23 protein-coding genes are annotated in these 24,919 nt (G+C 63.3%); 12 read left to right on the top strand and 11 right to left on the bottom strand.

Features of this window, described 5'->3' with window-relative positions:
- Positions 1-79: 79 nt before the first annotated feature.
- From htpG to RP6297_RS04300, 5 genes are all read left to right on the top strand, one after another.
- Positions 80-2,002, top strand: coding sequence for a molecular chaperone HtpG (gene htpG / locus RP6297_RS04280; RefSeq protein WP_037028706.1), 1,923 nt, complete (start codon positions 80-82; stop codon positions 2,000-2,002).
- Positions 2,003-2,010: 8 nt separating this feature from the next.
- Complete coding sequence (locus RP6297_RS04285) at positions 2,011-2,508, top strand: DNA-deoxyinosine glycosylase (RefSeq protein ID WP_009238586.1); 498 nt, start codon at positions 2,011-2,013, stop codon at positions 2,506-2,508.
- A 278-nt stretch (positions 2,509-2,786) separates the two neighbouring features.
- A complete protein-coding gene (locus RP6297_RS04290; protein ID WP_037028705.1) occupies positions 2,787-3,296 on the top strand; it encodes a DUF1993 domain-containing protein in 510 nt (169 codons plus the stop codon).
- 177 nt (positions 3,297-3,473) lie between these two features.
- A complete protein-coding gene (locus tag RP6297_RS04295; protein ID WP_009238584.1) occupies positions 3,474-4,232 on the top strand; it encodes a tetratricopeptide repeat protein in 759 nt (252 codons plus the stop codon).
- A gap of 8 nt (positions 4,233-4,240) precedes the next feature.
- Positions 4,241-5,116, top strand: a complete 876-nt coding sequence (locus RP6297_RS04300; protein WP_037027443.1) for a class I SAM-dependent methyltransferase — start codon at positions 4,241-4,243, stop codon at positions 5,114-5,116.
- 68 nt (positions 5,117-5,184) lie between these two features.
- Here the strand turns inward: RP6297_RS04300 and RP6297_RS04305 are convergent, their stop codons facing one another.
- The 4 genes from RP6297_RS04305 to RP6297_RS04320 all read right to left on the bottom strand — a co-directional run bounded on the left by RP6297_RS04305 (position 5,185) and on the right by RP6297_RS04320 (position 8,427).
- The gene (locus RP6297_RS04305; RefSeq protein ID WP_009238582.1) at positions 5,185-5,583 is read right to left on the bottom strand and encodes a nuclear transport factor 2 family protein; all 399 of its coding nucleotides are present in this window, start codon (positions 5,581-5,583) and stop codon (positions 5,185-5,187) included.
- Positions 5,584-5,731: 148 nt separating this feature from the next.
- Complete coding sequence (locus RP6297_RS04310) at positions 5,732-6,907, bottom strand: vWA domain-containing protein (RefSeq protein ID WP_009238581.1); 1,176 nt, start codon at positions 6,905-6,907, stop codon at positions 5,732-5,734.
- 16 nt (positions 6,908-6,923) lie between these two features.
- Positions 6,924-7,532 (bottom strand): GNAT family N-acetyltransferase, encoded by a 609-nt coding sequence (locus RP6297_RS04315; protein WP_009238580.1) that lies wholly within the window; start codon positions 7,530-7,532, stop codon positions 6,924-6,926.
- A 13-nt stretch (positions 7,533-7,545) separates the two neighbouring features.
- Complete coding sequence (locus tag RP6297_RS04320) at positions 7,546-8,427, bottom strand: AAA family ATPase (RefSeq protein WP_009238579.1); 882 nt, start codon at positions 8,425-8,427, stop codon at positions 7,546-7,548.
- Positions 8,428-8,727: 300 nt separating this feature from the next.
- On the opposite strand from RP6297_RS04320, the gene RP6297_RS04325 reads away from it, so the two are divergent.
- Positions 8,728-9,096, top strand: a complete 369-nt coding sequence (locus tag RP6297_RS04325; protein WP_009238578.1) for a c-type cytochrome — start codon at positions 8,728-8,730, stop codon at positions 9,094-9,096.
- 11 nt (positions 9,097-9,107) lie between these two features.
- Positions 9,108-9,506 carry a c-type cytochrome gene (locus RP6297_RS04330; protein WP_009238577.1) on the top strand — a complete coding sequence of 133 codons (399 nt, stop codon included), beginning with the start codon at positions 9,108-9,110 and terminating at the stop codon, positions 9,504-9,506.
- A gap of 59 nt (positions 9,507-9,565) precedes the next feature.
- Here RP6297_RS04330 and RP6297_RS04335 read toward each other — a convergent pair whose 3' ends face one another.
- On the bottom strand, positions 9,566-10,000 hold the full coding sequence (locus RP6297_RS04335) for a DUF1841 family protein (RefSeq protein ID WP_009238576.1): 435 nt from the start codon (positions 9,998-10,000) through the stop codon (positions 9,566-9,568).
- A 114-nt stretch (positions 10,001-10,114) separates the two neighbouring features.
- Between RP6297_RS04335 and RP6297_RS04340 the strand changes: the two genes are divergently transcribed.
- On the top strand, positions 10,115-11,050 hold the full coding sequence (locus RP6297_RS04340; protein ID WP_009238575.1) for a DMT family transporter: 936 nt from the start codon (positions 10,115-10,117) through the stop codon (positions 11,048-11,050).
- Between the two features lie 72 nt (positions 11,051-11,122).
- Here the strand turns inward: RP6297_RS04340 and RP6297_RS04345 are convergent, their stop codons facing one another.
- Positions 11,123-12,928 (bottom strand): S10 family peptidase, encoded by a 1,806-nt coding sequence (locus RP6297_RS04345; protein ID WP_169743512.1) that lies wholly within the window; start codon positions 12,926-12,928, stop codon positions 11,123-11,125.
- Between the two features lie 608 nt (positions 12,929-13,536).
- Here RP6297_RS04345 and RP6297_RS04350 point away from each other — a divergent pair.
- Positions 13,537-14,124: a malonic semialdehyde reductase gene (locus RP6297_RS04350; protein ID WP_009238573.1), complete on the top strand. Its 588-nt coding sequence runs from the start codon at positions 13,537-13,539 to the stop codon at positions 14,122-14,124.
- A gap of 60 nt (positions 14,125-14,184) precedes the next feature.
- Here RP6297_RS04350 and nth read toward each other — a convergent pair whose 3' ends face one another.
- The gene (nth, locus tag RP6297_RS04355) at positions 14,185-14,829 is read right to left on the bottom strand and encodes an endonuclease III (protein ID WP_009238572.1); all 645 of its coding nucleotides are present in this window, start codon (positions 14,827-14,829) and stop codon (positions 14,185-14,187) included.
- Positions 14,830-14,842: 13 nt separating this feature from the next.
- Positions 14,843-15,673, bottom strand: a complete 831-nt coding sequence (gene rsxB / locus RP6297_RS04360; RefSeq protein ID WP_009238571.1) for an electron transport complex subunit RsxB — start codon at positions 15,671-15,673, stop codon at positions 14,843-14,845.
- Between the two features lie 140 nt (positions 15,674-15,813).
- Here rsxB and RP6297_RS04365 point away from each other — a divergent pair, with 140 nt between their 5' ends.
- Positions 15,814-16,509: a TetR/AcrR family transcriptional regulator gene (locus RP6297_RS04365; RefSeq protein ID WP_009238570.1), complete on the top strand. Its 696-nt coding sequence runs from the start codon at positions 15,814-15,816 to the stop codon at positions 16,507-16,509.
- 68 nt (positions 16,510-16,577) lie between these two features.
- On the opposite strand, the gene RP6297_RS04370 is transcribed toward RP6297_RS04365, so the two are convergent.
- Complete coding sequence (locus tag RP6297_RS04370; RefSeq protein WP_009238569.1) at positions 16,578-17,849, bottom strand: polyhydroxyalkanoate depolymerase; 1,272 nt, start codon at positions 17,847-17,849, stop codon at positions 16,578-16,580.
- 205 nt (positions 17,850-18,054) lie between these two features.
- Complete coding sequence (locus RP6297_RS04375) at positions 18,055-19,251, bottom strand: amino acid aminotransferase (RefSeq protein ID WP_009238568.1); 1,197 nt, start codon at positions 19,249-19,251, stop codon at positions 18,055-18,057.
- Positions 19,252-19,587: 336 nt separating this feature from the next.
- Here RP6297_RS04375 and uvrB point away from each other — a divergent pair, with 336 nt between their 5' ends.
- Positions 19,588-21,678, top strand: coding sequence for an excinuclease ABC subunit UvrB (gene uvrB / locus RP6297_RS04380; RefSeq protein ID WP_009238567.1), 2,091 nt, complete (start codon positions 19,588-19,590; stop codon positions 21,676-21,678).
- Positions 21,679-21,842: 164 nt separating this feature from the next.
- Positions 21,843-23,927 (top strand): site-specific recombinase, encoded by a 2,085-nt coding sequence (locus tag RP6297_RS04385; protein WP_009238566.1) that lies wholly within the window; start codon positions 21,843-21,845, stop codon positions 23,925-23,927.
- Here RP6297_RS04385 and rbsK read toward each other — a convergent pair.
- The gene (gene rbsK, locus RP6297_RS04390; protein ID WP_009238565.1) at positions 23,924-24,889 is read right to left on the bottom strand and encodes a ribokinase; all 966 of its coding nucleotides are present in this window, start codon (positions 24,887-24,889) and stop codon (positions 23,924-23,926) included. The genes RP6297_RS04385 and rbsK overlap by 4 nt on opposite strands.
- Between the last annotated feature and the right edge of the window lie 30 nt (positions 24,890-24,919).

The following is a 24,919-nucleotide window of genomic DNA, read 5'->3' on the forward strand; positions in this document are numbered from 1 at the left end:
CCTCACAAATCCATACGGGCGCACGTGCAAGGTGTCGCCCGCTTCTCTTTCCATTTTTCAGACCATTTTGATGCAGACCATGAGCGCACCGCACGAGAAGATGGCTTTCCAGGCAGAAGTGAAGCAGCTTCTGCATCTGATGATCCACTCGCTGTACAGCAACAAGGAAATCTTCCTGCGGGAACTGGTTTCCAATGCGTCCGATGCGGTGGACAAGCTTCGTTTTGAGGGCATCGCCAATCCGTCGCTGCTGGAAGGCGGCGGCGAGCTTGGCATCCGCATCGGCTTTGATGCGGCCGCGCGCACCATCACGATCGCCGACAACGGTATCGGCATGAGCCGCGACGAGGCCATCCGCAACCTCGGCACCATCGCCCGCTCGGGCACGCGCGAGTTCTTCAGCCAGCTTTCGGGCGACCAGCAGAAGGATGCTGCCTTGATCGGGCAGTTTGGCGTGGGTTTCTACTCGGCGTTTATCGTGGCCGACCGCGTGACGGTGGAATCGCGCCGCGCCGGTGTGGCCGCCAATGAAGCCGTGCGCTGGGAAAGCACCGGCGACGGCGAATTCACCGTCGACAGCATCGAACGTGCCGAGCGAGGCACCACCATCACGCTGCACCTGCGCGAGGGTGAGGACGATTTCCTCTCCGCTTGGCGCATCAAGTCGGTCGTGCAAAAGTATTCGGACCACATCTCCCTGCCAATCCAGATGCGCAAGGAAGCGTGGGACGAAGAGAAGAAGGCGATGGTGGCCCAGGACGAATGGGAAACCATCAACCAGGGCAGCGCGCTGTGGGCCCGTCCGCGCGCTGACGTGACCGATGATCAGTACATCGCGTTCTACCAGCACATTGCCCACGAAAACGGCAAGCCGCTCGCCTGGACGCACAACCGCGTGGAAGGCCGTAGCGAATACACGCAGCTGCTGTACCTCCCGACCAACGCGCCGTTCGACCTGTGGGACCGCGAGCGCCGCAGCGGCCTGAAGCTGTACGTCAAGCGCGTCTTCATCATGGACGACGCAGAGCAACTGCTGCCGGGCTACCTGCGTTTTGTGAAGGGCGTGATCGATTCGGCCGATCTGCCGTTGAATGTCTCGCGCGAAATCCTGCAGGAAAGCCGCGACGTGAGGGCTATCCGCGAAGGCTCCACCAAGCGCGTTCTGGGCATGCTGGAATCGATGGCCGAGTCGGATGACGCAGCCGAGAAGGAGAAGTACGCCACGTTCTGGCAGAACTTCGGCCAGGTGCTCAAGGAGGGCATCGGCGAAGACCACGCCAATAAAGACCGCATTGCCAAGCTGCTGCGCTTCGCTTCCACGCACAACGAAGACAGCGCCCAGACCGTCTCGCTGGCCGATTACGCCGGCCGCATGAAGGAAGGCCAGGACAAGATCTACTACGTGACCGCCGAAAACTGGACGGCCGCCAAGTCGAGCCCGCATCTGGAAATCTTCCGCAAGAAGGGTGTGGAAGTGCTGCTGCTGACCGACCGCGTGGACGAGTGGATGCTGTCGTTCCTGCACGACTTCGAAGAGAAGGAACTGGTGTCGGTGGCGCGCGGTGATCTCGACCTGGGCGCCTTGGAAGACGAAGCCGAGAAGGCCGAGCACGCCAAGGTGGAAGGCGAGTTCAAGCCGCTGGTCGAGCGTGCCAAGGCTGTGCTCGGCGACAAGGCCAAGGACGTGCGCATCACGCATCGTCTGACCGATTCGCCGTCGTGTCTGGTGGCCGATGAAGGCGACATCAGCGGCACGCTGGCCCGTCTGCTCAAGCAAGCCGGCCAACAAGCCCCCGACAGCAAGCCGGTGTTGGAGCTGAACCCGACGCACCCGCTCGTGCGCAAGCTCGCGCTACTGGAAACCGTGACCGGCAACGAAGCCGATCGCGCCGCTTTTGAGGATCGCCTGCACGTGCTGTTCGACCAGGCCCTACTGGCTGAGGGCGGCGCGTTGGCCGACCCGGCGGCGTACGTGCAGCGCGTGAACCGCCTGCTGGCCTGACGACCCGCGTGACGCTCAAGCGATGCTTTCCGCCTGTGGTCGACGCGCACGCGCGCGTGCTGATCCTGGGCAGCCTGCCCGGCGAAGCATCGCTTGCGCAGTCGCAGTACTACGCCTACAAGCACAACCAGTTCTGGCGCCTGGCCGGTGCGGTCATCGGCCAGGACCTGCCGGGCATGGAATACGCCGCGCGCTTGAAGGCGCTGCTCGCGCATCGCATCGGCTTGTGGGACGTGGTGGCCGAAGCCAAGCGCGAAGGCAGCCTCGACAGCAAGATTCGGGATCATGCCGGGAATGATCTTGCCGGGTTGATCGCCTCGTTACCTGAACTGGCCGTCATTGCCTTTAACGGCGGCACCGCAGCGCGCATCGGCATGAAGGCGCTGGGCGACATTGGCGACCGCCACGCCATCCTCAAACTCCCTTCCAGCAGCCCGGCCTATGCAGCCGTGCCGTATGACCAGAAGTTGGCCGCGTGGCAGACATTGCGCGAGTGGCTGTCGTAGCGCGGCCCGGCAAATCTGACTACGAAGTGGTCGCGTCATTTCTTGTCGAGCCAACTGCCATGCTGCGCAAGAGCTGCCGACGTGCATGTCGAGCGGCGCATGGCCAAAGGCTCCGCCCCACCAATCTCGTGCCAAATGCCGCATGACAAGGCATGCGTGCGCGCCATGCACCGCCCGAATCGCTGGCCTACACTGTGCCCAGCGCAAGAATGCGCTGCGCCCGCGGTTGCCTGAAGACTGTTGGCGGCCACAACACGGATACCAAGGAAATCACTCCCATGACCACACCTTCGATGTACGAGTTTCTCGTACCGACTGCCAACCGCATGCTTGGCAATCTGTCGGCCCTGCTCGACAAGGCTGCCGCCCATGCAGAAGCGAAGAAGTTCGACCCGGCCAACCTGATGACCGCGCGTCTTGCGCCGGACATGCATCCGTTCACGCGGCAGGTCCAGATTGCCTGTGATCAGGCCAAGGGCGGCGCGGCGCGTCTGTCCGGCAACGAGGTGCCGTCGTATCCGGATGTGGAGACGACCATTCCGGAGCTGAAGGCGCGCATTGCCAAGACGCTGGAGTTCGTCAACAGCATCGACCCCGCAGCCTTCGCCGGCAGCGAGGGTCGCCAGATCACGCTCAAGAGCCCGACCCGCGAACTGCAGTTCACAGGCCTCGATTATCTGCGCGGTTTCGTGCTGCCGAACCTGTATTTCCATGTCACCACGGCTTACGCGCTGCTGCGCCACAACGGCGTGGAGATCGGCAAGCTGGACTTCCTGGGTCATCCCTGAGGTTCGCTTCGCCTAGGCCATTGCCCCATCGACCCTGAAGACCGGCTCTATGCGGCTTCCGGGCGAGCAGGGTGCAGGCGTCAAGGGCGCGGCATCCCCCCGCTGCAGCGCATCTGTCACAATCGCGCCCGAGGCCGACGCGGGGGGCGTCGGTGCATTTCTCTATCGGGCCTTCACATGCCGTTTCTTGGAATCGGGTTTCACGTCATCGTCGCGCTGTTCTTTGCGGTGCACGTCGTGCGCAACAACCAGAACATGTACTGGTTGTTCATCCTGTTTGCGTTCCCGCTGCTGGGCAGCGTGGTCTATTTCTTCGCGATCTATCTTCCGGAGATGCGCCACTCGCGCGGTGCCCGCGTTGCCAGCCGCGCTGTGACGCAACTGATCGACCCCAACCGCGCGGTGCGCGAAGCCCGCAACGATTTCGACCGTGCGCCGACCGTGCAGCACCGGCTGCGCCTGGGCGAAGCTCTGCTGGACGCCGGCGATGCGAAGGAAGCACGCCAGCACTTCGAGCAGGCAGCCACCGGCCCGTTTGCCGGCGACCCGGCCGTGCTGCTCGGCCTGGCCCGCGCGCAGTTCGCCACGGGCGATGCGGCGCTCGCCAAGTGCACGCTCGACAAGCTGTTCGAAGCGCATCGCGTGACTCGCCAGCAGCCCGATCCGACATTGCTGTACGCACGTGCATTGGCCGCGACGAATGCGCCGAATACGCGTGAAGCGTTCGAGCAGGCCCTGACCTGCGCGAACGATGCTGCGGCCCGTTGCCTCTTCGGCGAATGGCTCCTCGCCATGAACAACGATGCCGACAAGCAGCGGGCGCAGGCCCTGTTTGAAGAGATCCTGCGCGACGCCAAGCACTGGACGCGCTACGCCAAAGACCACAATCGCGAATGGCTGCAGCGTGCCGCGGCCGCTCAGTCTTCTTCCCGTTGATCCGCTTTATGATGCTGTTGAAACGTAAATCCATCGAGGCCGTCGCCTCGCGCCGTCCGGCCCGTGCCAAGCGCGAAGACCGCCAGAGCCACGATGACGAACCGAAACGCATGGCCCCGCGCTTTGCGCCCGTCACGTTCTCTGAACTGGCGGGGGTCCGCTATCTGCATTTCGGTACCGAATGGGTGCAGGGCGCTATGCGGCTGTCCAAGCCCGATGCCATCGAGCTGGAATATGCGCAGCAGATGATGGCGTGGCTGCTGTTTCTCGACGCGGCTGCGCGAGCGGACTTCCACGTCGTGCAACTGGGTCTCGGCGCTGCCGCTCTGACCAAGTTCTGCCATCGTCATCTCGCGCCCGCGCAGGTGACGGCGGTGGAGCTGAACCCGTCGGTGATCGTCGCGGCGCGCAGCATGTTCGGCCTGCCGTTTGACGATGCACGCTTGAGCGTGCTCGAGCAGGATGCGTACGACTGGGTGACGGACGCGAGCCACCACGGCACCGTCGATGCGCTGCAGATCGACCTGTATGACGCCACCGCGCGCGGCCCCGTGCTCGATACTCCGGCGTTCTACAAGGCTTGCCGCCAGGTATTGCGCTCGCCGGGTGTGATGACGATCAACCTGTTTGGCGACCACACCAGCTTCCCGCGCAATATCGAGCGCATCTGTGACGCGTTCGACAATCGCGTGCTTGTCTTTCCCGAAGTGCATGACGGCAACGTGATTGCGCTGGCATTCAATGGCCCGCCGCTGCAGGTCAGCTGGGAAGCCGTGCAGGCGCGCGCCGCCGCGCTGCAGGCCTCGCTCAAACTGCCGACCAAGGGCTGGGTCGACGGCCTGCGCAGTGCCAATGCCGGTCAGGAAGACGCGCTGTCGATCTGATCGCTGCCGCGCGCCGTCCCATTCAAAACGCCCCGACTTTCGGGGCGTTTGCTTTTGTGCGGGCGCGCTCAGCCGGCGCCGCCCATGCCTGGCATCTGGTCGATAAAGCCGGTCACCGTCTGCATGCGGTCGCCTTCGATGCGTACGAAATCGGTGCCCTTGACCAGTGCCTGGCCCTCGGGCCCGAGGGTCCAGCGGAAGCGGATCGTGTCCTGCACGACATCCGCGCTGCCGTCGCGCGCGAAGCGGAAGCCCGGAAACTTGGCCTGCACGCTGGCAATGAGCGCCTCGATGCCGTCATGGCCGGCGCCCTGCATCAGAGGATCGTCATACGTGGCGCTTTCAGTCCAGGTTTGCGCGACGAGGGCGCGGCGCTGGGCAGCGTCTGTTGCGTTCCACGCAGCGATGTAACGGTCGACCAGCGTATCGGCGAGCGTGTCGTTGGCGGCGAGTTGGGTGGCGGTCATGACGTTTCTCCGTTCGAAGTGGGAAGCTTGCCCAGCGCGGTGATGGGTCATGCGCTGGATGGCTTCATCTTCGGCGGCAGCGTGGATGGTGTCGATTACGCGTCAGGTAATCACCGCGTCCACGCCCGGAGAAACGTGGGGAGGTGCGTTACTTCGATAACAGCCGCATCGCCGATTCCAACCCGGCAATCGTCACCGGATACATCCGCGTCTTCACGATCTGGTTGATGACCGAGATGGACTGGCGGTATTCCCACAGGCCCTCCGGCTCGGGGTTGAGCCAGACAAACTTCGGGAACTGTTCGATCAGCCGCTTGAGCCATGTGGCGCCGGCTTCGGCGTTGTTGTATTCCACCGAGCCCCCCGCCTGCAGGATTTCGTACGGGCTCATGGTCGCGTCACCCACGAAGATCAGCTTGTAGTCGGGCGGGTATTTGCGGATGACGTCCCAGGTGGAGAAGCGCTCCGCGTGGCGGCGCCGGTTGTGCTTCCACAGCCATTCGTAGACGCAGTTGTGGAAGTAGTAGTACTCGAGGTGCTTGAATTCGGTCTTGGCGGCGGAAAAAAGTTCTTCCACGCGCTTGATGTGGTCGTCCATCGAGCCGCCCACATCCATCAGCATCAGCACCTTGACGTTGTTGTGCCGCTCGGGGCGCATCTTGATGTCGAGCATGCCGGCGTTGGCAGCGGTGGAGTGGATGGTGTCGTCCAGGTCCAGCTCGATGTCGGCACCATCACGCGCGAACTTGCGCAGGCGGCGCAGCGCCACCTTGATGTTGCGGGTGCCGAGTTCAACGGTGTCGTCGTAGTCCTCGTACGCGCGCGCTTCCCATACCTTGACCGCAGTGCGGTTGCCCTTCGATGGCCCGCCGATGCGGATGCCTTCCGGGTTGTAGCCGCCGTGCCCGAACGGCGACGTGCCACCCGTCCCGATCCACTTGTTGCCGCCTTCGTGACGCTCGTGCTGCTCGTTCAGCAGTTCTTTCAGCCGCTCCATCAGTTTGTCGAGGCCGCCCATGACCTCGATCTTGGCTTTCTCCTCGGGCGAGAGTTCGCGCTCCAGCTTCTTGGTGAGCCAATCCAGCGGAATGTCCGCACGCCAATCGACCGCACCTTCCACGCCCTTGAAGTAGGCGCCGAACGCTTGGTCAAACTTGTCGAAGTGCTTTTCGTCCTTCACCAGCGTCATGCGCGCCAGGAAGTAGAACTCGTCGAGCGACGGCGCGATGACCTGCTGCTTGAGCCCTTCCAGCAGCGTTAGGTATTCCTTGACCGAGACCGGCAGCTTGGCGTGCCGCAGCGTGAAGAAGAAATCGATGAGCATGGTGGTCCTCCGGCGCTCAAGCGCGCGGTTGCTCGAGCTTGTATTGCAGATGGCGTTTCACGGTCAGCCATTCCGATTCGATGATCGAAAACACGACCGTGTCGCGGAAGCTGCCGTCCGGCATGCGCTGGTGATTGCGCAGCACGCCGTCCTGCTTGGCGCCCAGCCGGGCGATGGCCGCGCGGCTCTGGTGATTCATCCAGTGTGTGCGGAATTCCACCGCAATGCAGCGCAGTGTCTCGAATGCGTGCGTGAGCAGCAGCAACTTGCATTCGGTGTTGACGGCCGTGCGCTGTACGGATTTGGCGTACCACGTGTGGCCGATTTCGAGCCGGCGGTTAGCTTCGTCGACGTTGAAGAGGCGCGTCGCACCGACCACCTTGCCGGGCTGTCCGTCACGCATATCGCGCACGACAAACGGCATCGCGCCGAGGCGTTCACGCATGTCCAGCGCAATGGCCAGCCACTCGCCGGTCTTGTCGGGCGACGGGACGGACGTGTACCAAAGCTTCCACAGCTCGCCATCGGCGGCCGCGGCGCGCACTTCGTCCTCGTGCTCCGGGCCGAGCGGCTCCAGCCAGGCGTGCTGGCCGGACAGCGTGACAGGCTCGATCAGGCGCGGCATGGTGGTGGCTCGCTCAGCGGTTGGCGCGGTTCATGAATACCAGGCGCTCGAACAGGTGTACGTCCTGTTCGTTCTTGAGCAGCGCCCCGTGCAGCGGCGGAATGGCGGCGTTCTTGTCCTGGCTGCGCAGCGATTCCGGCGGAATGTCTTCGGCCAGCAGCAGCTTGAGCCAGTCGATCAGCTCCGACGTCGACGGCTTTTTCTTCAGCCCCGGCAGGTTGCGCATCTCGTAGAACGCATCCAGCGCAGCCTTGACCAGCGCCGGCTTGATACCCGGGTAGTGCACATCGACGATCGCCTGCATCGTCTCGGCATCGGGAAACTTGATGTAGTGGAAGAAGCAGCGGCGCAGGAACGCGTCGGGCAATTCCTTCTCGTTGTTCGACGTGATGATCACCAGCGGGCGGTGCTTGGCGCGGATGGTTTCGCGCGTTTCGTACACGTAGAACTCCATGCGATCCAGTTCGCGCAGCAGATCATTGGGGAATTCGATGTCGGCCTTGTCGATCTCGTCGATCAGCAGCACGACAGGTTCGTCCGCCTCGAAGGCCTGCCACAACACGCCCTTGACGATGTAGTTGCGGATGTCGTGCACTTTGTCATCGCCGAGCTGCGAGTCGCGCAGGCGCGAGACGGCATCGTATTCGTACAAGCCCTGCTGGGCCTTGGTGGTCGACTTCACGTGCCACTGCAACAGCGGCATACCCAGTGCGGCGGCCACTTCCTCGGCCAGCATGGTCTTGCCTGTGCCCGGCTCGCCCTTGATGAGCAGCGGCCGCTGCAGCGTCATCGATGCGTTGACGGCAAGCTTGAGGTCATCGGTGGCGACGTACTGGTCAGAGCCTTCGAAGCGTGTGCGCTGGTCGGATGGGGCAGGCGAGGTGGTGATGTTCATCGTGCAAGCCTACTGAGCGGTAAAAGATTTGGAAACGGCCAGTATAAGAGCATTTGGGTGTTTGACGCCGAACGCCAGCGGGGCGCGCGCGCCGTGCCATTCCTTGCTGTCAAGTCACGGGAGCCCTAACTGGACTGGCAAAAAAACGGTGCGGTACAATGCGCCGGTTTGACGCACCTCAAATGACCGTCTTCTGGCTTGTTGCCAACGGCGGGTGAATGCGCCCAGCGAGACAGCCGGCTGAGACGAGCCAAGCCGGCAGGGCGAGCAGGATTCTGAAACTCCACGCTTAAGAACGAGATGAAAAAGATCCTCACCATGGTGGCCGCATTGGGCACGTTAGGCGCACTGTTCGCCGCACCCAGCAGCGCCGCCGCAGCCGACGTCCAGGGCAACGCTGCCGCCGCGGAAAACAAGGTCGCCATGTGTATCGGCTGCCATGCCATCCCCGATTACAAGGCGTCGTTCCCCGAGGTGTATCGCGTGCCCTATCTGGGCGGCCAGAACGCCAAATACATTGAAAGCGCGCTGCATGCGTATCAGAAGGGTGACCGCAAGCACCCGACCATGCGCGCCATCGCCGGGTCGCTGACTGACCAGGACATCGCCAACCTCGCCGCCTACTACGCGGCGCAGACGCCGGCCACCCAAAACAATCCGCAGAAGTGACGAGGAACAATATGAAGAAGATCTCGCTCGCAATCTCGTTCAATCTGGGCGCGCTGATGCTGGCAGCCGCTGTGTCTGCGCAGGCTGCCGATATTGAAAAGGGCAAGCAACTGGTGGAGAAGGGCGCTTGCGTGGCCTGCCATGGCGCCGGCCTGAACGCTCCGATCTCGCCGGACTATCCGAAGCTCGCAGGCCAGCACGGCGATTACATCTATCACGCGCTGCTGGCCTATCAGACCAGCAACAACCCGCTGGTGGGCCGCAGCAACGCCATCATGGCGGGCCAGGTCAACAGCAACCCCGCCACCATCGGTGCCGACGGCAAGCCGCGTCCCTTTACGCAGGCTGAGCTGAAGGACATTGCTGCGTACATCGAATCGCTGCCGGGCTCGCTGGTGCTCAAGAAGTAATGCGGCATCGCCGGTAAAGAAAAACCGCTCTTCGGAGCGGTTTTTTGTTGGCTTCAGATTCAGCGGGCGGTGGCGCGCTTGCGCACGCACTCGATATAGGCGTCGCCGTCGGGCGGCAGGCCCGTGCGCTGCGCCGTCCAGAGCATCTGGCCAAGGCATTCCATCACCTGGTGCTGCGCCTCATGCGGCGAGTCGAGCCGCTGGGCCAGCGCTTCATACGCAGCGCGAATGCCGCGCGGCTGATCCACCGACACCTGCTCGCTGATCGACAGGTGCATCGACAGGTGGAGGAACGGGTTGCTCTGTCCGCTTTCCGGCGTGTAGTCGCGGGCGAGCGCTTCTTCGCCGGCCTCCAGGGTGTCGTGGTATTCGGGATGCTGCAGCATCCAGTCGAGCGCCATGGCCTCGAGCGGCGTGAGGATTTCTGCCTGGCGGTGCTTGCGCCATGCGCCACAGAAGAATTGACGGACTTCGTCGCGGGATGGATTGAACATGATTTCAACATTGTACCGGCGCGCCTTGACGCCTGCCGGCAGCTTGGCGAGACGGCAACGCTACAATGGCGCCCCCATCTCCAGACGGCGACCCCAACAAGAACGCCGCATGCCATGAGACAACCGATCACTTCCTCCCTCGCTGCGCGCGCCGCCGACAAGCTCCTAGGCGTGCTGCTGATCGCCGTGTCCGCCGCATCCTTCGGCGCGATGGCCATCTTCACGCATTACGCCTATGCGAGTGGCGCCAACGTGGTGGGTCTGCTGATCGTGCGCTTTGTGATCGCGGCCGCGGCGCTGATGGTCGTGATGCGAGTCCGCCGCATCGGCATACCGCCGTGGTCGCGCGTAGCGGGGCTGGCGGCCATGGGCGGCATCGGCTATGCCGGACAGTCGTTCGCGTTTTTCACGGCGTTGAACTACGCACCGGCCAGCCTGGTGGCGCTGCTGCTGTATCTGTATCCGATGTTCGTCACGGTGCTGGCGGCGATTTTCCTGCGCGAGCGGCTGACCACCACGGCGATCATCGCGCTGGTGCTGTGCTCGGTCGGGGCGGGGCTGACGGTGGGCGGTGCGGGCCTGTCGGGCGGCAGCCTTCTCGGCATCGGGCTGGGCGTGGCCTCGGCGGTCATTTACTCGATCTACATCACGGTCGGTGCCCGTGTGACGCGCGGGCTCGATCCACTGGCGTGCACGACCGTCATCTGTACCGCTGCGGCCGTCGTGTACACGGGGATGGCGTTGCTCGGTGCACCGGCGCATCTGCCGGGCACGTTCAGCGGCTGGGCCGCGGCGCTGGCCATTGCAGGCTTGTCGACGGTGGTGGCTATCCTGACGTTCTTTGCCGGCCTGCAGAAACTGGGGGCGGCGCAGGCGTCGATGCTGTCGACGCTGGAGCCGGTGGTGACCGTGCTGCTCGCGGCGTTGCTGCTCGGCGAGTCGATCGCGCCCATGCAGGTGACAGGCGGCGCATTGATCCTGGCGGGCGTGCTGTGGTTGACCCGTGCAGATGCCAAGCCTGCCGGTCACAGCGCGGACGAAATGGCCTGAAGCGGAATCTTCACGCCCCCAAAAAAACCGCCCAGCAAGAACTGGGCGGTTTTGCTTTCGGCCTTCAGTCGGTTACTTCTTTGGGCCGCTCGGCAGGCGTTGCAGGCTCTGCACCCGCATCAGGGCCGGACGATCGGCCATCACGCCATCGTAAAACGAAGCCAGGTCGCCCTTGAGTGCGGTGCGCGACGCATCGTTCAGATAGATCATGTGGCCCGACGGATAGTTCTTGATCGTCAGGTTCTTCGCCTTGAGTGTCGGATCGAGCGGCATTTGCGCCAACGTCAGCTCGGTCTGGTGGAACGGCGTGACGGCGTCGAAATAGCCGCTCGCCTGCAGCACCTTCAGGTCGGGGTTCAGGCTCATCGTCGCGGCCAGGTCGCCAGCCGTGTACAGCGTATTGCCGCCGCCCTTGTTGGCACCCGTCGGGTCGATGTGACTGAAGTTCCAGTTGTTGAACACGGCGTCGTTCAGGTCCACGAACGAGGAGGTCGACGTGTACTTGAGCTGGGTGTTCAGGTAGCTGTTCCACAGCACCGTATACGCGCCCCCGATGTTCGAGATCGACGGATCGTTGCTGCCCGAGTTCGGCAGGATGAACGGCGCAATGCCCTGGCCCGTGTAGTTGGCGCGGCCGTCATACTGGCCGATCTGGATGCCCGGGTTGAGCGTCAGGAAGAACGTGTACGGCGGGTTGTTGTTCTGCGACGGAACATTGCCCAGCGCTGCCGGATTGCCGAACGTCTGGATCAGCGAGACCGGATCAGTGCCGATGTACGAGCCCATCGTCTGCGCCGTCGCCAGGTTCAGGTTCAGACGGACGTTGACGAACCCGCCATCTGCGGCGCTCGGTGCTTGTGCCAGCGGGGCGAGCGTGTTGTCGGCGTAGTTGCGGGCCTGGACCATGTAGCTGTCGAGGTCCGTCGGTGCCGGGTTGAGCGTCGTCTTCTTCCAGTAGAAGGCGTCGGCGGCCAGCGTCGGGAAAGTACCGACGGCCGAGAGCGCATTCGCGTAGTCGAGGATCGACGATTGCAGCGTGATCCCGTTCAGCTCGATGCCGTCTTCATGCAGCACCCATGACAGCACCGCACTGCGCGCCGTGCCATACGACTCGCCATACAGGAACTTGGGCGAATTCCAGCGCGAGTTCTTCGTCAGGTAGCGCTGGATGAAGCGGTCGATGGAGCGGGCGTCTTGGTCGGTGCCCCAGAAGTCTTTGTTCTTGGCCGGGGCGATGGCCGCCGAGTATCCGGTGCCCACGGGGTTGATGAACACGAGATCGGAGCGGTCGAGCAGGCTGTCCGGGTTGTCGGGCAACTTGTACGGTGCAGGCGGTGTGAAATTCGGGAACGACGACTGCAGCCGCTTCGGGCCGAACGAGCCCAGCAGCAGGAACACCGACGACGAGCCGGGGCCGCCGTTATAGAAGAACGTCACCGGACGTGGCTTTGCCGGATCGGGGTTGTCTTGCGTGTAGGCCACGTAGAACATCGTGGCGTTCGATTGCGACGTGACCGGGTCGATGGTCGTCAGGTGGCCCGCGGTGGCCGTATAGGCGATGCTCTTGCCGCCGATTGTCACCGTGTGGTGCGTGATGGCCGCACTTTCGCCAGGATCGGCGGCAAGCGCGTCGTTGGGCCCGGTGCCGTAGACGTTCGGGTCGACGTAGGGCTGGTCGGGCGGCACGGCGGCCGTCACCGGCTGTGTGGTTGCGTTGCCGGCGTTGGCGGCAACGCCGCTGGGGTTGGCCGTGGCGGACGAGTCTCCGCCGCCGCAACCCGTCATCAGCACGGCGGACAGCGCCGCGGCCGCAAACGATACACCAAGGGTCCGGGACAAACCTGCAAAATCACTGGTCGATAACCTGGATTTTTTCATGGCGATAATGGCCTTTTTCAGGGTGACGAACGCCATCACTTAAAACGTGTGGTTTTAAGTGGGCTCCATATTCGCTTTGCGTTTTTTCATTTCTATGCGACGCGAAACGAATATTCTGATTTCCCGCCTTGTTTGCGGAAATTAATGCAATTGTTATTTATTCGGCAAAAGAAGCCCCTGAAATCCAAGCGGATCTCAAAAACAGATGGATTGCGGGGTCAAGCCCTCAAGGCTTTTGCGCAAAGCTTGGCAAGGGCTGTGCGAAAACATGGAGATGAACGGAGCCGCGCGCCCTTTTTAAAACAAGGCGCGAATCCGATACGTCCAACCCTGCGGGTAATGCAATGACGAACGAAAAAGTAGTTCGTAAGCAAACCGTTGTAAAGGGCTGTTTTTCATCGTGTGCGATGGACTGTAAAAATGGCCATGTCAATGCGGTGGTGCATCGCAGTAAGTGCGATTAAATACAAAGAAGGCATGTCGGTTTTTCTCAAGCCACTGGGCTGCTGACGGCGCCCAGGGTGTCCATCCGGGGCGTGCGGGTGTCCGGCGCACGCGGATATGGCGCATTACAATGCGGTCCTCAACTTTTTCCGGAGCACCTTGCAATGCCGATGCTTGAACCGTCCGCGCTGGACCAACTGTTCCACGCAGCCCGTACCCACAACGTGTGGCTGGACAAGCCGGTCGATGACGAACTGCTGCACACGCTGTATGACACCGTGAAGTACGGCCCGACCGCTGCGAACAGCACGCCGGCCCGTTTCGTATTCGTCAAGAGCGCTGCTGCCAAGGAGCGTCTGATTCCATGCATGTCGGCCGGCAATCAGGAAAAGACCCGCCAAGCGCCCGTGGCCGTGATCGTCGCGTACGACACGCAGTTCCACGAGCAACTGCCCAAGCTGTTTCCGCACGCCGATGCACGTTCCTGGTACGCCGGCGACCAGGCCAAGATCAACGCCGCCGCGCTGATGAACGGCTCGTTGCAGGGCGGCTATCTGGTGCTTGCTGCCCGTGCGCTCGGTCTGGACTGCGGCCCGATGGCCGGCTTCGATGCCGACAAGGTGAACGAGACGTTCTTCCCCGATGGTCAGTGGAAGGTCAACTTCATCATGAACATCGGCTACGGTGACGCCGAGAAGCTGCACCCGCGCAACCCGCGCCTGTCGTTCGAAGAGGCGTGCAAGATCCTTTGATCGACGACCGGTCGCACAAAGAAAACGGGGACTCGCATCAGACGGTGCAGTCCCCGTTTTTCATTCCTTCGGCGCTGGCGTCTTCGGCCTGAATTCACACAGCGGCTCGATCGCGCAATGCCAACACTCGGGCTTGCGCGCCTTGCACACATAGCGCCCATGCAGGATCAGCCAGTGGTGCGCGTCCTGCCGAAACGCTTCCGGCACCACCTTGAGCAGCTTCAGCTCGACTTCGAGCACGTTCTTGCCGGGCGCCAGCCCGGTGCGATTGGCCACGCGAAAAATGTGCGTGTCGACCGCGATCGTCGGCTCACCAAAGGCCGTGTTCATCACCACGTTGGCGGTCTTGCGGCCCACGCCCGGCAGCTCTTCGAGCGCGGCGCGGTCACGCGGCACTTCACCGCCGTATTGGTCGAGCAGGATGCGGCACGTCTGCAGGATGTGCTTGCACTTGGTCCGATATAGCCCGATGGTCTTGATGTATTCGGTGATGCCTTCCTCGCCGAGCGCCAGCAGCTTGGCGGGTGTATTGGCCACGGGAAACAGCTTGCGCGTCGCCTTGTTCACGCCAACGTCGGTCGCCTGTGCCGAGAGCAGCACCGCGATCAGCAGTTCGAACGGCGTGGTGTATTCCAGCTCGGTGGTCGGCGTCGGGTTGTTCTCGCGCAGGGTCTCGAAGATGGCGTGGCGCTTGGCAGGATTCATCGTCGGGCTGGGTTCAGTGGGCGTCTGCGTCGGGTTTGGTGCTCTGTTCGATCTGGCTGGCGATGCGCTTGCGGCGGGCTTCGGCCTCGTCGATCTGGGCTTGCACGTCCGCCGTCACGTTGGTCACGTTGCGTGGACCTTGTCCGCGCGCGGCCATCTCGGCCTGCTTCTGGCGCGCCCGTTCAATGGCGGCCTGGATGATCGCCTTCTTGCGCGCTTGCGCGGCAAGCTCAGCCTCATCGGCCGGTTGTTCAGCGCCGAGGGCAGCGAGTTTGGCCGCTGCCTTGGCGGCGAGGCGCGCTTCGTTCTCGGCTTGTTCGCGCTTGAGGCGCGCGTTGCGGAAGACGTAGCGGTCCCGCGCGACATCGGCCTGTTGCTGGCTCCACGCATCCCAGCCCGTGCGTTCGCCAGTGACAGGGATCATGTCGATGCAATCGACAGGGCAGGGGGGCACGCAGAGGTCGCAACCGGTGCACCAGTCCTCCAGCACCGTGTGCATCGCCTTGGGCGCGCCCACGATGGCGTCGACCGGGCACGCCTGAATGCACAGCGTGCAACCGATGCAGCGTTCCGGGTCGATGACTGCGATGGCGCGAGGCTGTTCGATGCCGTTGGACGGGTCCAGCGGCAGCAGTTCGCCTGTGCGGCCAAGTGCGTCGGACAGCCGGCGAATACCTTCCGCCCCGCCAGGTGGGCAACGGTTGGGGAGCGCCTCGCCGCTGGCCATGGCTTCCGCGTAGGGACGGCAGCCGTTGTAGCCGCACTTGGTGCATTGCGTTTGCGGCAAGAGGTTTTCGAGCCGGTCGGCCAAGGATGCGGCCACTGCGGGGACCAAGGAAACCACGATGGGACTTGTCGTTTGAATAGTCTGCCATTATCGCCGATTTGGCCCCTGCGCAAGGCGTGCATGCCCTGACATCGCATACGGCGGGCATGTCTTGACCGTATGACATAATTCCTGCGTTCTAAACGGACCGACGTGCCATGCCGTCTCACCCAGCCGCGCCACTCGCCGACATCGAAGCCGATGCTCACGGCGAATCCGCCGCACCCCGCACGCGTCGCGACCCCGCCGGCACGCGCCGACGCATCCTTGCTGCTGCAATCGAGGAGTTTGCGCGCGGTGGATTTGCCGGCGCGCGCGTCGACGCCATCGCCCGGCGCGCCGAGACCAACGAGCGCATGCTGTATTACTACTACGGCAGCAAGGAAAAACTCTTCCTGACCGTGCTCGAGCACATGTATTTCCGCTTCAAAGAGGCGGAAGAGCAGGTACAGATCGAGTCGTCGGACCCGCGTGAGGCGGTCATCCAGCTTGCGCGGTTCGTCTGGGATTTCTATTACGAGAACCCCGAGTTCATCCGCTTGCTCAACAGCGAAAACCTGCACGAGGCGCGGCATCTGAAGACCTCGCCGCACTTGGGCGAGCTGGTCAACCCGGTCATCGAGGTGCTGCGAGGTGTGGTGGAGCGCGGCCGGCGCGCCGGCATCTTTCGCGACGACGTCGATGTGTCGCGTCTGTATCTGACGATCTCGGCGCTGGGCTATTACGTGCTGTCCAACCGTTACACGATCAGTGCCGTGGTGGGGCGCGACATTGCCTCTGCCGACGAGCACGAAGCCTTCGCGCAACTGCATATCAAGATGCTGCTGGCGTATCTGGATCGGCCCAAGGGCTGATCGGCGAAAGTATCGTCGCGCAACAAAAAGCCTCGCAACTGCGAGGCTTTTTGTTGGGTGCTCCAGGCTCAGGCGACGGCCTTGATGCGCGGTGCGGTTTCTTCGTTGCGGCGGATGAAATCACGCAACTGCGGATACACCTGCTCGCGCCAGCGGCGGCCCGAGAAGATGCCGTAGTGCCCGCACTTGGGCGCCGTCAGATGTTGCTTGCGCGTGCTCGGGATGCCGGTGCACAGGCCATGTGCGGCTTCGGTCTGGCCGCTGCCGGAGATGTCGTCCAATTCGCCTTCGATGGTGAAGAGCGCGGTGCTCTTGATGTCCTGCGGACGCACCGGCTTGCCTTCCACCACCCACGTGCCGTTGGCCAGGTGGAACTCCTGGAATACGTCGCGGATGGTCTCCAGGTAGTACTCGGCGGCCATGTCCAGCACAGCGTTGTACTCGTCGTAGAAGCGTACGTGGGCCTCAGCGTCTTCCGTGTCGCCCTCGATCAGGTTCAGGTAGTAATCGTAGTGCGATGACAGGTGGCGGTCCGGGTTCATCGCGACGAAGCCGGCGTGCTGCAGGAAGCCCGGATACACCTTGCGGCCGTGGCCCGGATAGTTGGCGGGCACCGTGTAGATCACGTTGTTTTCGAACCAGCTATGCGCCTTGTTCGTCGCAAGCGAGTTGACGGCGGTCGGGCTCTTACGTGCGTCGATGGGGCCGCCCATCATGGTCATCGTGCGCGGCGTCTTCTCGCCGTCCGAAGCCATCAACGAGATGGCGGCCAGGACGGGCACGGTCGGTTGGCACACCGAGATCACGTGCAGCTTGTCGGCGCCAATGTGATTGATGAATTCGCGGATGTAGTTGATGTAGTCCGACAGGTGGAACGCACCTTCTTCAATCGGCACCATGCGTGCGTCGATCCAGTCGGTCACGTACACCTTGTGATCCTGCAGCAGCGTGCGCACGGTGTCGCGCAGCAGCGTGGAGTGATGGCCAGACAGCGGCGCACACACCAGCACAACCGGCTCATCCTTGAGCAGCTTGATGGTCTCGGCGTCGTCGGCGTAGCGCTTGAAGCGGATGAGGCGGCAGAACGGCTTCTCGATGATGGTCTGCTCGACGATCGGAATGTCGCGGCCGTTGGATTTGACGGAGCGGATGCCGAATTCCGGCTTTTCGTACTCTTTGCCCAGGCGATACAGCAGTTCGTAGCCCGCAGCGTAGCGTTGGGCGCCCGGCATCAGAGACAGCGGACTCAGGGGGTTGGTGAAGGTCTTGGCAGTTGCCTGGGCCCAAGCCGTCATGGGGCTGAGCAGGGCGCGCTGGAATTCGTGAAGCTGGTAAAGCATGGCTGGACCGGTCTGTGGTGGCGAGGGCAACGCAAACGATTATGCACCTGAGTGCAGGTTACTGCGATGCAGCATAAACCCTGATACGAGAGTGTTGCGCTGCTTCTATGATGCGCCCGTGTCAGTCTATTCCCATGCAGCAAAAAAGCGGCCGAAGCCGCTTTTCTTTTTGCAATTGCCTGTAGGGCGTGACGCCTACCGCACCTTACAGCACATCTGCAATGGCGTTCACCACGGCGTCGATGTTGTGGGTGTTCAGCGCGGCCACGCAGATACGGCCGGTCGACACAGCGTAGATGCCGTGCTCGGTACGCAGGCGATCCACTTGTGCGGAGGTCAGGCCCGAGTATGAGAACATGCCGCGCTGTGCCTTTACGAACGAGAAGTCGGTCTTCACGCCCTTGGCGGCCAGTTTGTCGACCAGTGCATTGCGCATCGACTTGATGCGATCGCGCATTTCGCCCAGTTCCTGCTCCCACATCGCGCGCAGCTCGGGGCTCGTCAGCACGCTGGCGACGATCGTGCCGCCGTGCGTCGGCGGGTTCGAGTAGTTCGTGCGGATCACGCGCTTGACTTGCGACAGCACGCGGGTGGCTTCGTCCTTGCTGGTCGTCACGATCGACAGCGCGCCGACGCGCTCGCCGTACAGCGAGAACGACTTCGAGAACGAGCTGGAGACGAAGAACGGCAGGCCCGATTCAGCAAACAGGCGCACAGCCAGGCCGTCTTGCTGGATGCCGTCGGCGAAGCCTTGGTAAGCCATGTCGAGGAACGGGATCAGGTTCTTGGCCTTGATGACTTCCACGACCTGCTTCCACTGCTCGGTGGTCATGTCCACGCCAGTCGGGTTGTGGCAGCAGGCGTGCAGCACGACGATGGTGTTCGGCGCGTAGCTGTTCAGCGAATCCATCATGCCGGCGAAGTTCAGGCCGTGCGACGGGGCATCGTAGTAGGCATAGTTGACCACTTCGAAACCGGCCGACTCGAACAGCGCGCGATGGTTTTCCCAGCTCGGGTCGGAAATCGCGACCTTGGCGTTCGGGTACAGGCGCTTGAGGAAGTCGGCGCCGATCTTCAGCGCGCCGGTGCCGCCCAGGGCTTGCGCGGTGACCACGCGGCCTTCGGTGATGAGGGGCGAATCAGCGCCGAACAACAGCTTCTGCACAGCCTGGTCGTAGGCGGCGATGCCTTCGATCGGCAGGTAGCCGCGCGGAGCAGCGGCGGCCAGGCGGGCCTTTTCGGCTTCCTGCACGGCGCGCAGCACCGGAATTTTCCCTTCGTCGGTGAAGTACACGCCCACGCCCAGATTCACTTTGGTGCTGCGGGTATCGGCGTTGAAAGCTTCATTCAGGCCCAGGATGGGATCGCGCGGAGCCAGTTCGACGGCGGAGAAAAGCGACATGAGATGTCTCGATCGGTTGGTTCGGAATTCAGTGGGATCTTGCAGGCGGTGCGGCGTGGACTTCGGGGCGGGTCGCCCGGCGCCAGATGCACAACGAGGCGCGCCCGAGGATGAATTGTACCGAATACACGCTCTAATCGCCCGCAAAATCCTTGCAGAACAGGGGCCTAAAGCGGTTCAAAGGCCAGTACAGAGGTGCGGCCCCGGCTGTCCAAACGATTGCTCGAGCTGCAGGCTACACTAGACGATTGGTTGCAATTGCCGCTGCTGCCCTCATCTGGACAGGGCGTGCAAGTCACTTTGTCGACTTCCCGCGCTGCCATCCCACCCGCCGCCATGACCGATCTGAGCCAAGTCCCCAGCCCGCACGACGAGTCGAAGTTCGTGACTTTCGAGGGCTCGCCGTTCCAGTTGTACCAGCCGTATCCGCCGGCCGGCGACCAGCCGGAAGCGATCCGCCAGCTCGTCGAGAACATCGAAGACGGCCTGTCGTACCAGACACTGCTGGGCGTGACGGGCTCGGGCAAGACCTTCACCATGGCCAATGTGATCGCGCAGGTGGGGCGTCCGGCGATTGTGTTTGCGCCGAACAAGACGCTGGCGGCGCAGCTGTATTCGGAGTTCCGCGAGTTCTTCCCGCGCAATGCGGTCGAATACTTCGTCTCGTACTACGACTACTACCAGCCTGAGGCCTACGTGCCGCAGCGCGACCTCTTCATCGAGAAGGATTCGTCGATCAACGAGCACATCGAGCAGATGCGGCTCTCCGCCACCAAGAGCCTGCTGGAGCGCCGCGATGTGGTGATCGTGGCCACCGTCTCGGCCATCTACGGTATCGGCAATCCGAGCGAATACCACCAGATGATCTTGACGCTGCGCGCGGGGGACAAGGTCAGCCAGCGCGACGTGATCGCGCGCCTGATCGCCATGCAATACACACGCAACGAGACGGATTTCCAGCGCGGCACCTTCCGCGTGCGCGGCGACACGGTCGACATCTTCCCCGCCGAGCATGCAGAAATGGCGGTGCGCCTGGAGCTGTTCGACGACGAAGTCGAATCGCTGCAGCTGTTCGATCCGCTGACCGGCCGTGTGCGGCAGAAGATTCCGCGCTTTACGGTGTACCCGTCGAGCCACTACGTGACGCCGCGCGAGACCGTGCTGCGCGCCATCGAGACCATCAAGGCTGAACTGCGCGAGCGGCTCGATTTCTTCTACAAGGAAAACAAGCTGGTGGAAGCGCAGCGGTTGGAGCAGCGCACGCGCTTCGATCTGGAGATGCTGCAGGAGCTGGGCTTCTGCAAGGGCATCGAAAATTATTCGCGGCACCTTTCTGGCTCCGCGCCCGGCGAACCGCCGCCGACGCTGGTCGACTACCTGCCGCCCGATGCGCTGATGTTCCTTGATGAATCGCACGTGCTGATCGGCCAGCTCAACGGCATGTACAACGGTGACCGCGCGCGCAAGGAAACGCTGGCCGAATACGGCTTCCGGCTGCCTTCTGCGCTCGACAACCGGCCGCTGAAGTTCGCCGAATTCGAGACCAAGATGCGGCAGGTGACCTTCGTGTCTGCCACGCCGGGGGATTACGAAAAGAAGACCGCGGGCACGGAAGTCGTCGAGCAGGTCGTTCGCCCCACGGGCCTCGTCGACCCGATCATCGAGGTGCGCCCCGCCACGACGCAGGTCGACGATCTGCTTTCCGAGATCCATGTGCGTGTCGAGGCCGGCGAGCGCGTGCTGGTGACCACGCTCACCAAGCGCATGGCCGAGCAACTGACCGAGTTCCTGTCGGAGAACGGCGTCAAGGTCCGCTACCTGCATTCGGACATCGATACCGTGGAGCGCGTGGAGATCATCCGCGACCTGCGTCTGGGGACGTTCGATGTGCTGGTCGGGATCAACCTGCTGCGCGAGGGCCTGGATATTCCCGAAGTGTCGCTCGTGGCGATCCTGGATGCGGACAAGGAAGGCTTCCTGCGCGCCGAGCGTTCGCTTATCCAGACGATTGGCCGCGCCGCGCGGAACGTGAACGGGACCGCCATTCTCTATGCGGATCGCATGACCGATTCGATGAAGAAGGCGATCGACGAAACCGAGCGCCGCCGCGCCAAGCAGATCGCCCACAACGAGGCGCATGGCATTACGCCGCGCGGCGTGGTCAAGCGCATCAAGGACATCATCGACGGTGTGTACAACGTCGACGATGCGCGCGCCGAGCTGAAGGCCGCGCAAGAGGCCGCCAAGTACGAAGACATGAGCGAGAAGCAGGCGTCCAAGGAAATCAAGCGCCTGGAAAAACAGATGCTCGACCACGCCAAGAACCTCGAATTCGAAAAGGCGGCGGCGGTGCGCGATCAGCTTGCCAAGCTCAAGTCGCAGCTCTTTGGGGCGAGCGGCGAAGACCATATCGTTCCGGCCGCCTGAACCGCGCGGCCGTCGCTTGACACCTCGCTACCTCGTGCCGGGTAGAGGATGTTGCTGTTGACACCATTTCGGATCAAATTCGGGCGGCTGTGCGCGTTGTCTGACCGGGAAGCCGGCATCTGCGGCAGCGCGTGGCTGCGCGCGTCTGCCATCAAGGGAGTTCGATGTTCAAATTTTTGCTTAGCCCGTGGCGCAAGTGGCGCGATTCCCGGCACGCCAGCCATCAACTCGATGCCATCCTGGCGCAGTTCGAGCCCACGCGCAGTCTCGCCGAACGCAATGAATGGCTCATCGAGCTGGCTTACTGGTTGCGCCGGGCGGACCGGCCAGCGGGGGCCGCATCGGAGTCCTGGCGTTATGCCCGCCTGCGTTATCTCCTGCAGGTGCTGGAAAACAATCCGGCCCTGGCAGAGCGTGTCGGGCGGACACTGCGCAGCATCGTGCAAGACAACGATCCGGTGTCGCTGCTGTGCGATACGGGGTTGTCGTCACGCTCCGGATTCTGGAGCGAGTTGCTCGACCGCTGGCAGGCGCGCCTGCTGCCGCCTGCACCCAATCAGCCGCAGCTGGCGACGTTGTTTGCGCTGATGTTTGTAGGGCCCACCGACGCGCAGTGGGTCGATGGCCTGGACGACGAACTGGTGACGCGCCTCTACGCGCTGTTCCGTGCCGGGATGACCGAAGACGAGCACGCGGCGGGCCAGACACGGTTGGAGCGCAGCCTCGGCATCGGTATCCAGATCCTGATCAGCCAGGTACGCGCGGCGGGGCTGTCGCGGGGCATCCGCAGCCGCATGGACCATGCGGAAATCACCGACTCTCCGTTCTATCTGCTGGCCGATGCGGCCAACGCGATCTTCCTGGAGCGACCCAACGCGGAGCTGGCAAGCCCCGAGCGGTTTCTGCAGGAACTGAACTATTTCCGCGCGGTGCTGGACCGTTGCCGCACGGCGACGGCCAGCGTGTATCAGCACCTGGACGAGAACGGCGTTTCGGTGGAAGTCGTGTTCCAGGTCGAGCGGATGAAAGCCTGGCTGGGCCGCATCGATCTGCTGCTGACGGCATGGGCCAACGCCAAAGGCTCGCGCCGCTTCGTGCATATGACGGCCGAATTGGTATCGGCGAGCCAGCATCGCCGCAGCGTGGGGTATCTGATCCGCTCCACGTTTGCCGATCTGGCACGCAAGGTGGTCGAGCGGTCTGCCCAGAGCGGCGAGCACTACATTACGCGCGACGGCAAGGAATACGGCGCGATGGTCAAGGCGGCGGCCGGCGGCGGCGTCATTACGGCGGCTACGGTGTACATCAAGTTCTTCATCACCGGGGCGCATCTGTCGCGCTTTACCGAAGGGCTGTTCGCGTCGATCAACTATGCGGTCAGCTTTCTCGGCATCCATTTCGCGCATTTCACGCTGGCGACCAAGCAGCCTGCCATGACGGCGCCCGCACTGGCGCACCGGCTCGACCAGGTGAGCCGTCCGGAAGGGCTGGACCGCTTTGTCGACGACACCGTCGCCATGATCCGCTCCAACGCGGCGGCGATTGCGGGCAACCTCGTGGCCGTGGCGCCGGTGGCCTTTCTGGCGCAGTGGTTGGCCGGGCGGTTCTTCCATACGGACCTGATTTCGGCCGCAAAAGCGATGGCGACCATCGATTCGTTTTCCATTCTTGGGCCGACGCCGCTGTATGCCATCTTCACGGGCGTTCTGCTGTGGGCGTCAAGCCTGGCCGCGGGTTGGGCCGACAACTGGTTTGCGCTGCACCGTGTGCACGACGTGATTGCCTACCACAGGCGCCTGCGTTTCATGGTCGGCCCGCAGGGGGCGCAACGCATTGCCAGCTTCTGGAAGCGCAATTTGTCGGGCATCGTGGCCAATGTGTCGCTGGGCTTCATGCTGGGGCTGGGGCCCGAGATCCTGTCGTTCTTCGGCCCGCATATGGAAGTGCGTCATGTCACGCTGTCGACGGGTGCGGTGGCAACCGCCGTGGGCGTACTGGGGCCCAGCGTGATGCACACGGCGCCGTTCTGGCTGGCCGTGGCGGGCATTGCGCTGATGGGCGTGCTGAACGTCCTGGTGTCGTTTGCGCTGGCCTTCAACATGGCGATGCGCTCGCGCAACCTGCGCGGCGTCGATCGCAAGCGAGTGACGGGTGCCGTGTGGCGGCGCATCTTGCGGGATCCGCTTTGCCTGCTGATACCGCGCGCCCCGACCGCGAGCACGCCGCCCGGCACCAGTACGCCGGTCTAGTGGGTGGCAGGCGCGGCAGGCGCACCCAGCTCGCTGCGGAACGGAATGGACGGCTGCGCGCCGAGCCGCGTGACTGACACGGCCGCCGCGGCTTGCCCAAACTCGATGGCTGCATCGGCTGCCGCGTCTTCCGCCAATGCCGCTGCCAGCGCACCCACGAACGTATCGCCAGCGGCGGTGGTATCGATGGCATGCGCGGTGGGCGCCGGCATCAGCAGGCGCGAGTGGGCATCCACGTAGGCAACGCCGCGCGCGCCCAGCGTGACAATCACGTGCCGCGCACCTTGCGCGTGGAGATCGGCAGCGGCATCCAGAGCCGCTTCCGGCGAATCGACGGGCCGGGCCGTCAGCAGCGCGGCTTCGGTTTCGTTCGGGATCAGGTAATCGCAGGCGGCGATCCACGGCGTAGGCAAGGGGCCGATCGCAGGTGCCGGATTCAGGATGACCGTCTTGCCAAGCCGCTGGCCCAGCTTGAGCGCGCATTCCACCGCATCCGGTGGTGATTCCAACTGGCAGACGATCACGCGTGCGCGCTCGAACGCGGCACGCTGCGCTTCGATCATCGTTGGCGTCAGCATTTCGTTGGCGCCGGCCACGATGACGATGGTGTTCTGGCCGCTCTTGGCCACGGTCACGCACGCGATGCCGGTGGCCGCCCCGGCGTGTACCGACACCATCGATGTGTCCACGCCTTCGCGGCGCAGGCCCTCGCGCAACGCGGTGCCGTACGCGTCATCACCCACGCAGCCGAGCATGGCGACACGGGCCCCCAGGCGTGCGGCTGCCACGGCCTGGTTGGCGCCCTTGCCGCCGGGGATGGTTTCCAGCGCAGGGGCTGCAACCGTTTGCCCGGGACGCGGCAAGCGGGGCGTGCGGATCACGAGATCCATGTTCAGGCTGCCGACGATCAGCACGTCGGCAGCGGGGTGCGCGGAAGAGGCGGAAGGGCGCTTGGCCACCATGTCGGGACGACGTCGAAAGCGTGAAAGGAA

This window comes from Ralstonia pickettii, from assembly GCF_016466415.2.
Classification (GTDB): domain Bacteria; phylum Pseudomonadota; class Gammaproteobacteria; order Burkholderiales; family Burkholderiaceae; genus Ralstonia; species Ralstonia pickettii.

Excerpts from the sequence above, each read along its gene's own strand:
- RP6297_RS04330 (WP_009238577.1), top strand. The coding sequence starts at position 9,108 with ATGAAGAAGATCTCGCTCGCAATCTCGTTCAATCTGGGCGCGCTGATG.
- htpG (WP_037028706.1), top strand. The coding sequence starts at position 80 with ATGAGCGCACCGCACGAGAAGATGGCTTTCCAGGCAGAAGTGAAGCAG.
- rbsK (WP_009238565.1), bottom strand. The coding sequence starts at position 24,889 with ATGGTGGCCAAGCGCCCTTCCGCCTCTTCCGCGCACCCCGCTGCCGAC.
- RP6297_RS04335 (WP_009238576.1), bottom strand. The coding sequence starts at position 10,000 with ATGTTCAATCCATCCCGCGACGAAGTCCGTCAATTCTTCTGTGGCGCA.
- RP6297_RS04290 (WP_037028705.1), top strand. The coding sequence starts at position 2,787 with ATGACCACACCTTCGATGTACGAGTTTCTCGTACCGACTGCCAACCGC.
- RP6297_RS04365 (WP_009238570.1), top strand. The coding sequence starts at position 15,814 with ATGCCGTCTCACCCAGCCGCGCCACTCGCCGACATCGAAGCCGATGCT.
- nth (WP_009238572.1), bottom strand. The coding sequence starts at position 14,829 with ATGAATCCTGCCAAGCGCCACGCCATCTTCGAGACCCTGCGCGAGAAC.
- uvrB (WP_009238567.1), top strand. The coding sequence starts at position 19,588 with ATGACCGATCTGAGCCAAGTCCCCAGCCCGCACGACGAGTCGAAGTTC.
- RP6297_RS04350 (WP_009238573.1), top strand. The coding sequence starts at position 13,537 with ATGCCGATGCTTGAACCGTCCGCGCTGGACCAACTGTTCCACGCAGCC.
- RP6297_RS04345 (WP_169743512.1), bottom strand. The coding sequence starts at position 12,928 with ATGAAAAAATCCAGGTTATCGACCAGTGATTTTGCAGGTTTGTCCCGG.
- RP6297_RS04375 (WP_009238568.1), bottom strand. The coding sequence starts at position 19,251 with ATGTCGCTTTTCTCCGCCGTCGAACTGGCTCCGCGCGATCCCATCCTG.
- RP6297_RS04305 (WP_009238582.1), bottom strand. The coding sequence starts at position 5,583 with ATGACCGCCACCCAACTCGCCGCCAACGACACGCTCGCCGATACGCTG.
- RP6297_RS04295 (WP_009238584.1), top strand. The coding sequence starts at position 3,474 with ATGCCGTTTCTTGGAATCGGGTTTCACGTCATCGTCGCGCTGTTCTTT.
- RP6297_RS04340 (WP_009238575.1), top strand. The coding sequence starts at position 10,115 with ATGAGACAACCGATCACTTCCTCCCTCGCTGCGCGCGCCGCCGACAAG.
- RP6297_RS04385 (WP_009238566.1), top strand. The coding sequence starts at position 21,843 with ATGTTCAAATTTTTGCTTAGCCCGTGGCGCAAGTGGCGCGATTCCCGG.
- RP6297_RS04300 (WP_037027443.1), top strand. The coding sequence starts at position 4,241 with ATGATGCTGTTGAAACGTAAATCCATCGAGGCCGTCGCCTCGCGCCGT.
- RP6297_RS04325 (WP_009238578.1), top strand. The coding sequence starts at position 8,728 with ATGAAAAAGATCCTCACCATGGTGGCCGCATTGGGCACGTTAGGCGCA.
- RP6297_RS04310 (WP_009238581.1), bottom strand. The coding sequence starts at position 6,907 with ATGCTCATCGATTTCTTCTTCACGCTGCGGCACGCCAAGCTGCCGGTC.
- RP6297_RS04370 (WP_009238569.1), bottom strand. The coding sequence starts at position 17,849 with ATGCTTTACCAGCTTCACGAATTCCAGCGCGCCCTGCTCAGCCCCATG.
- RP6297_RS04315 (WP_009238580.1), bottom strand. The coding sequence starts at position 7,532 with ATGCCGCGCCTGATCGAGCCTGTCACGCTGTCCGGCCAGCACGCCTGG.
- RP6297_RS04320 (WP_009238579.1), bottom strand. The coding sequence starts at position 8,427 with ATGAACATCACCACCTCGCCTGCCCCATCCGACCAGCGCACACGCTTC.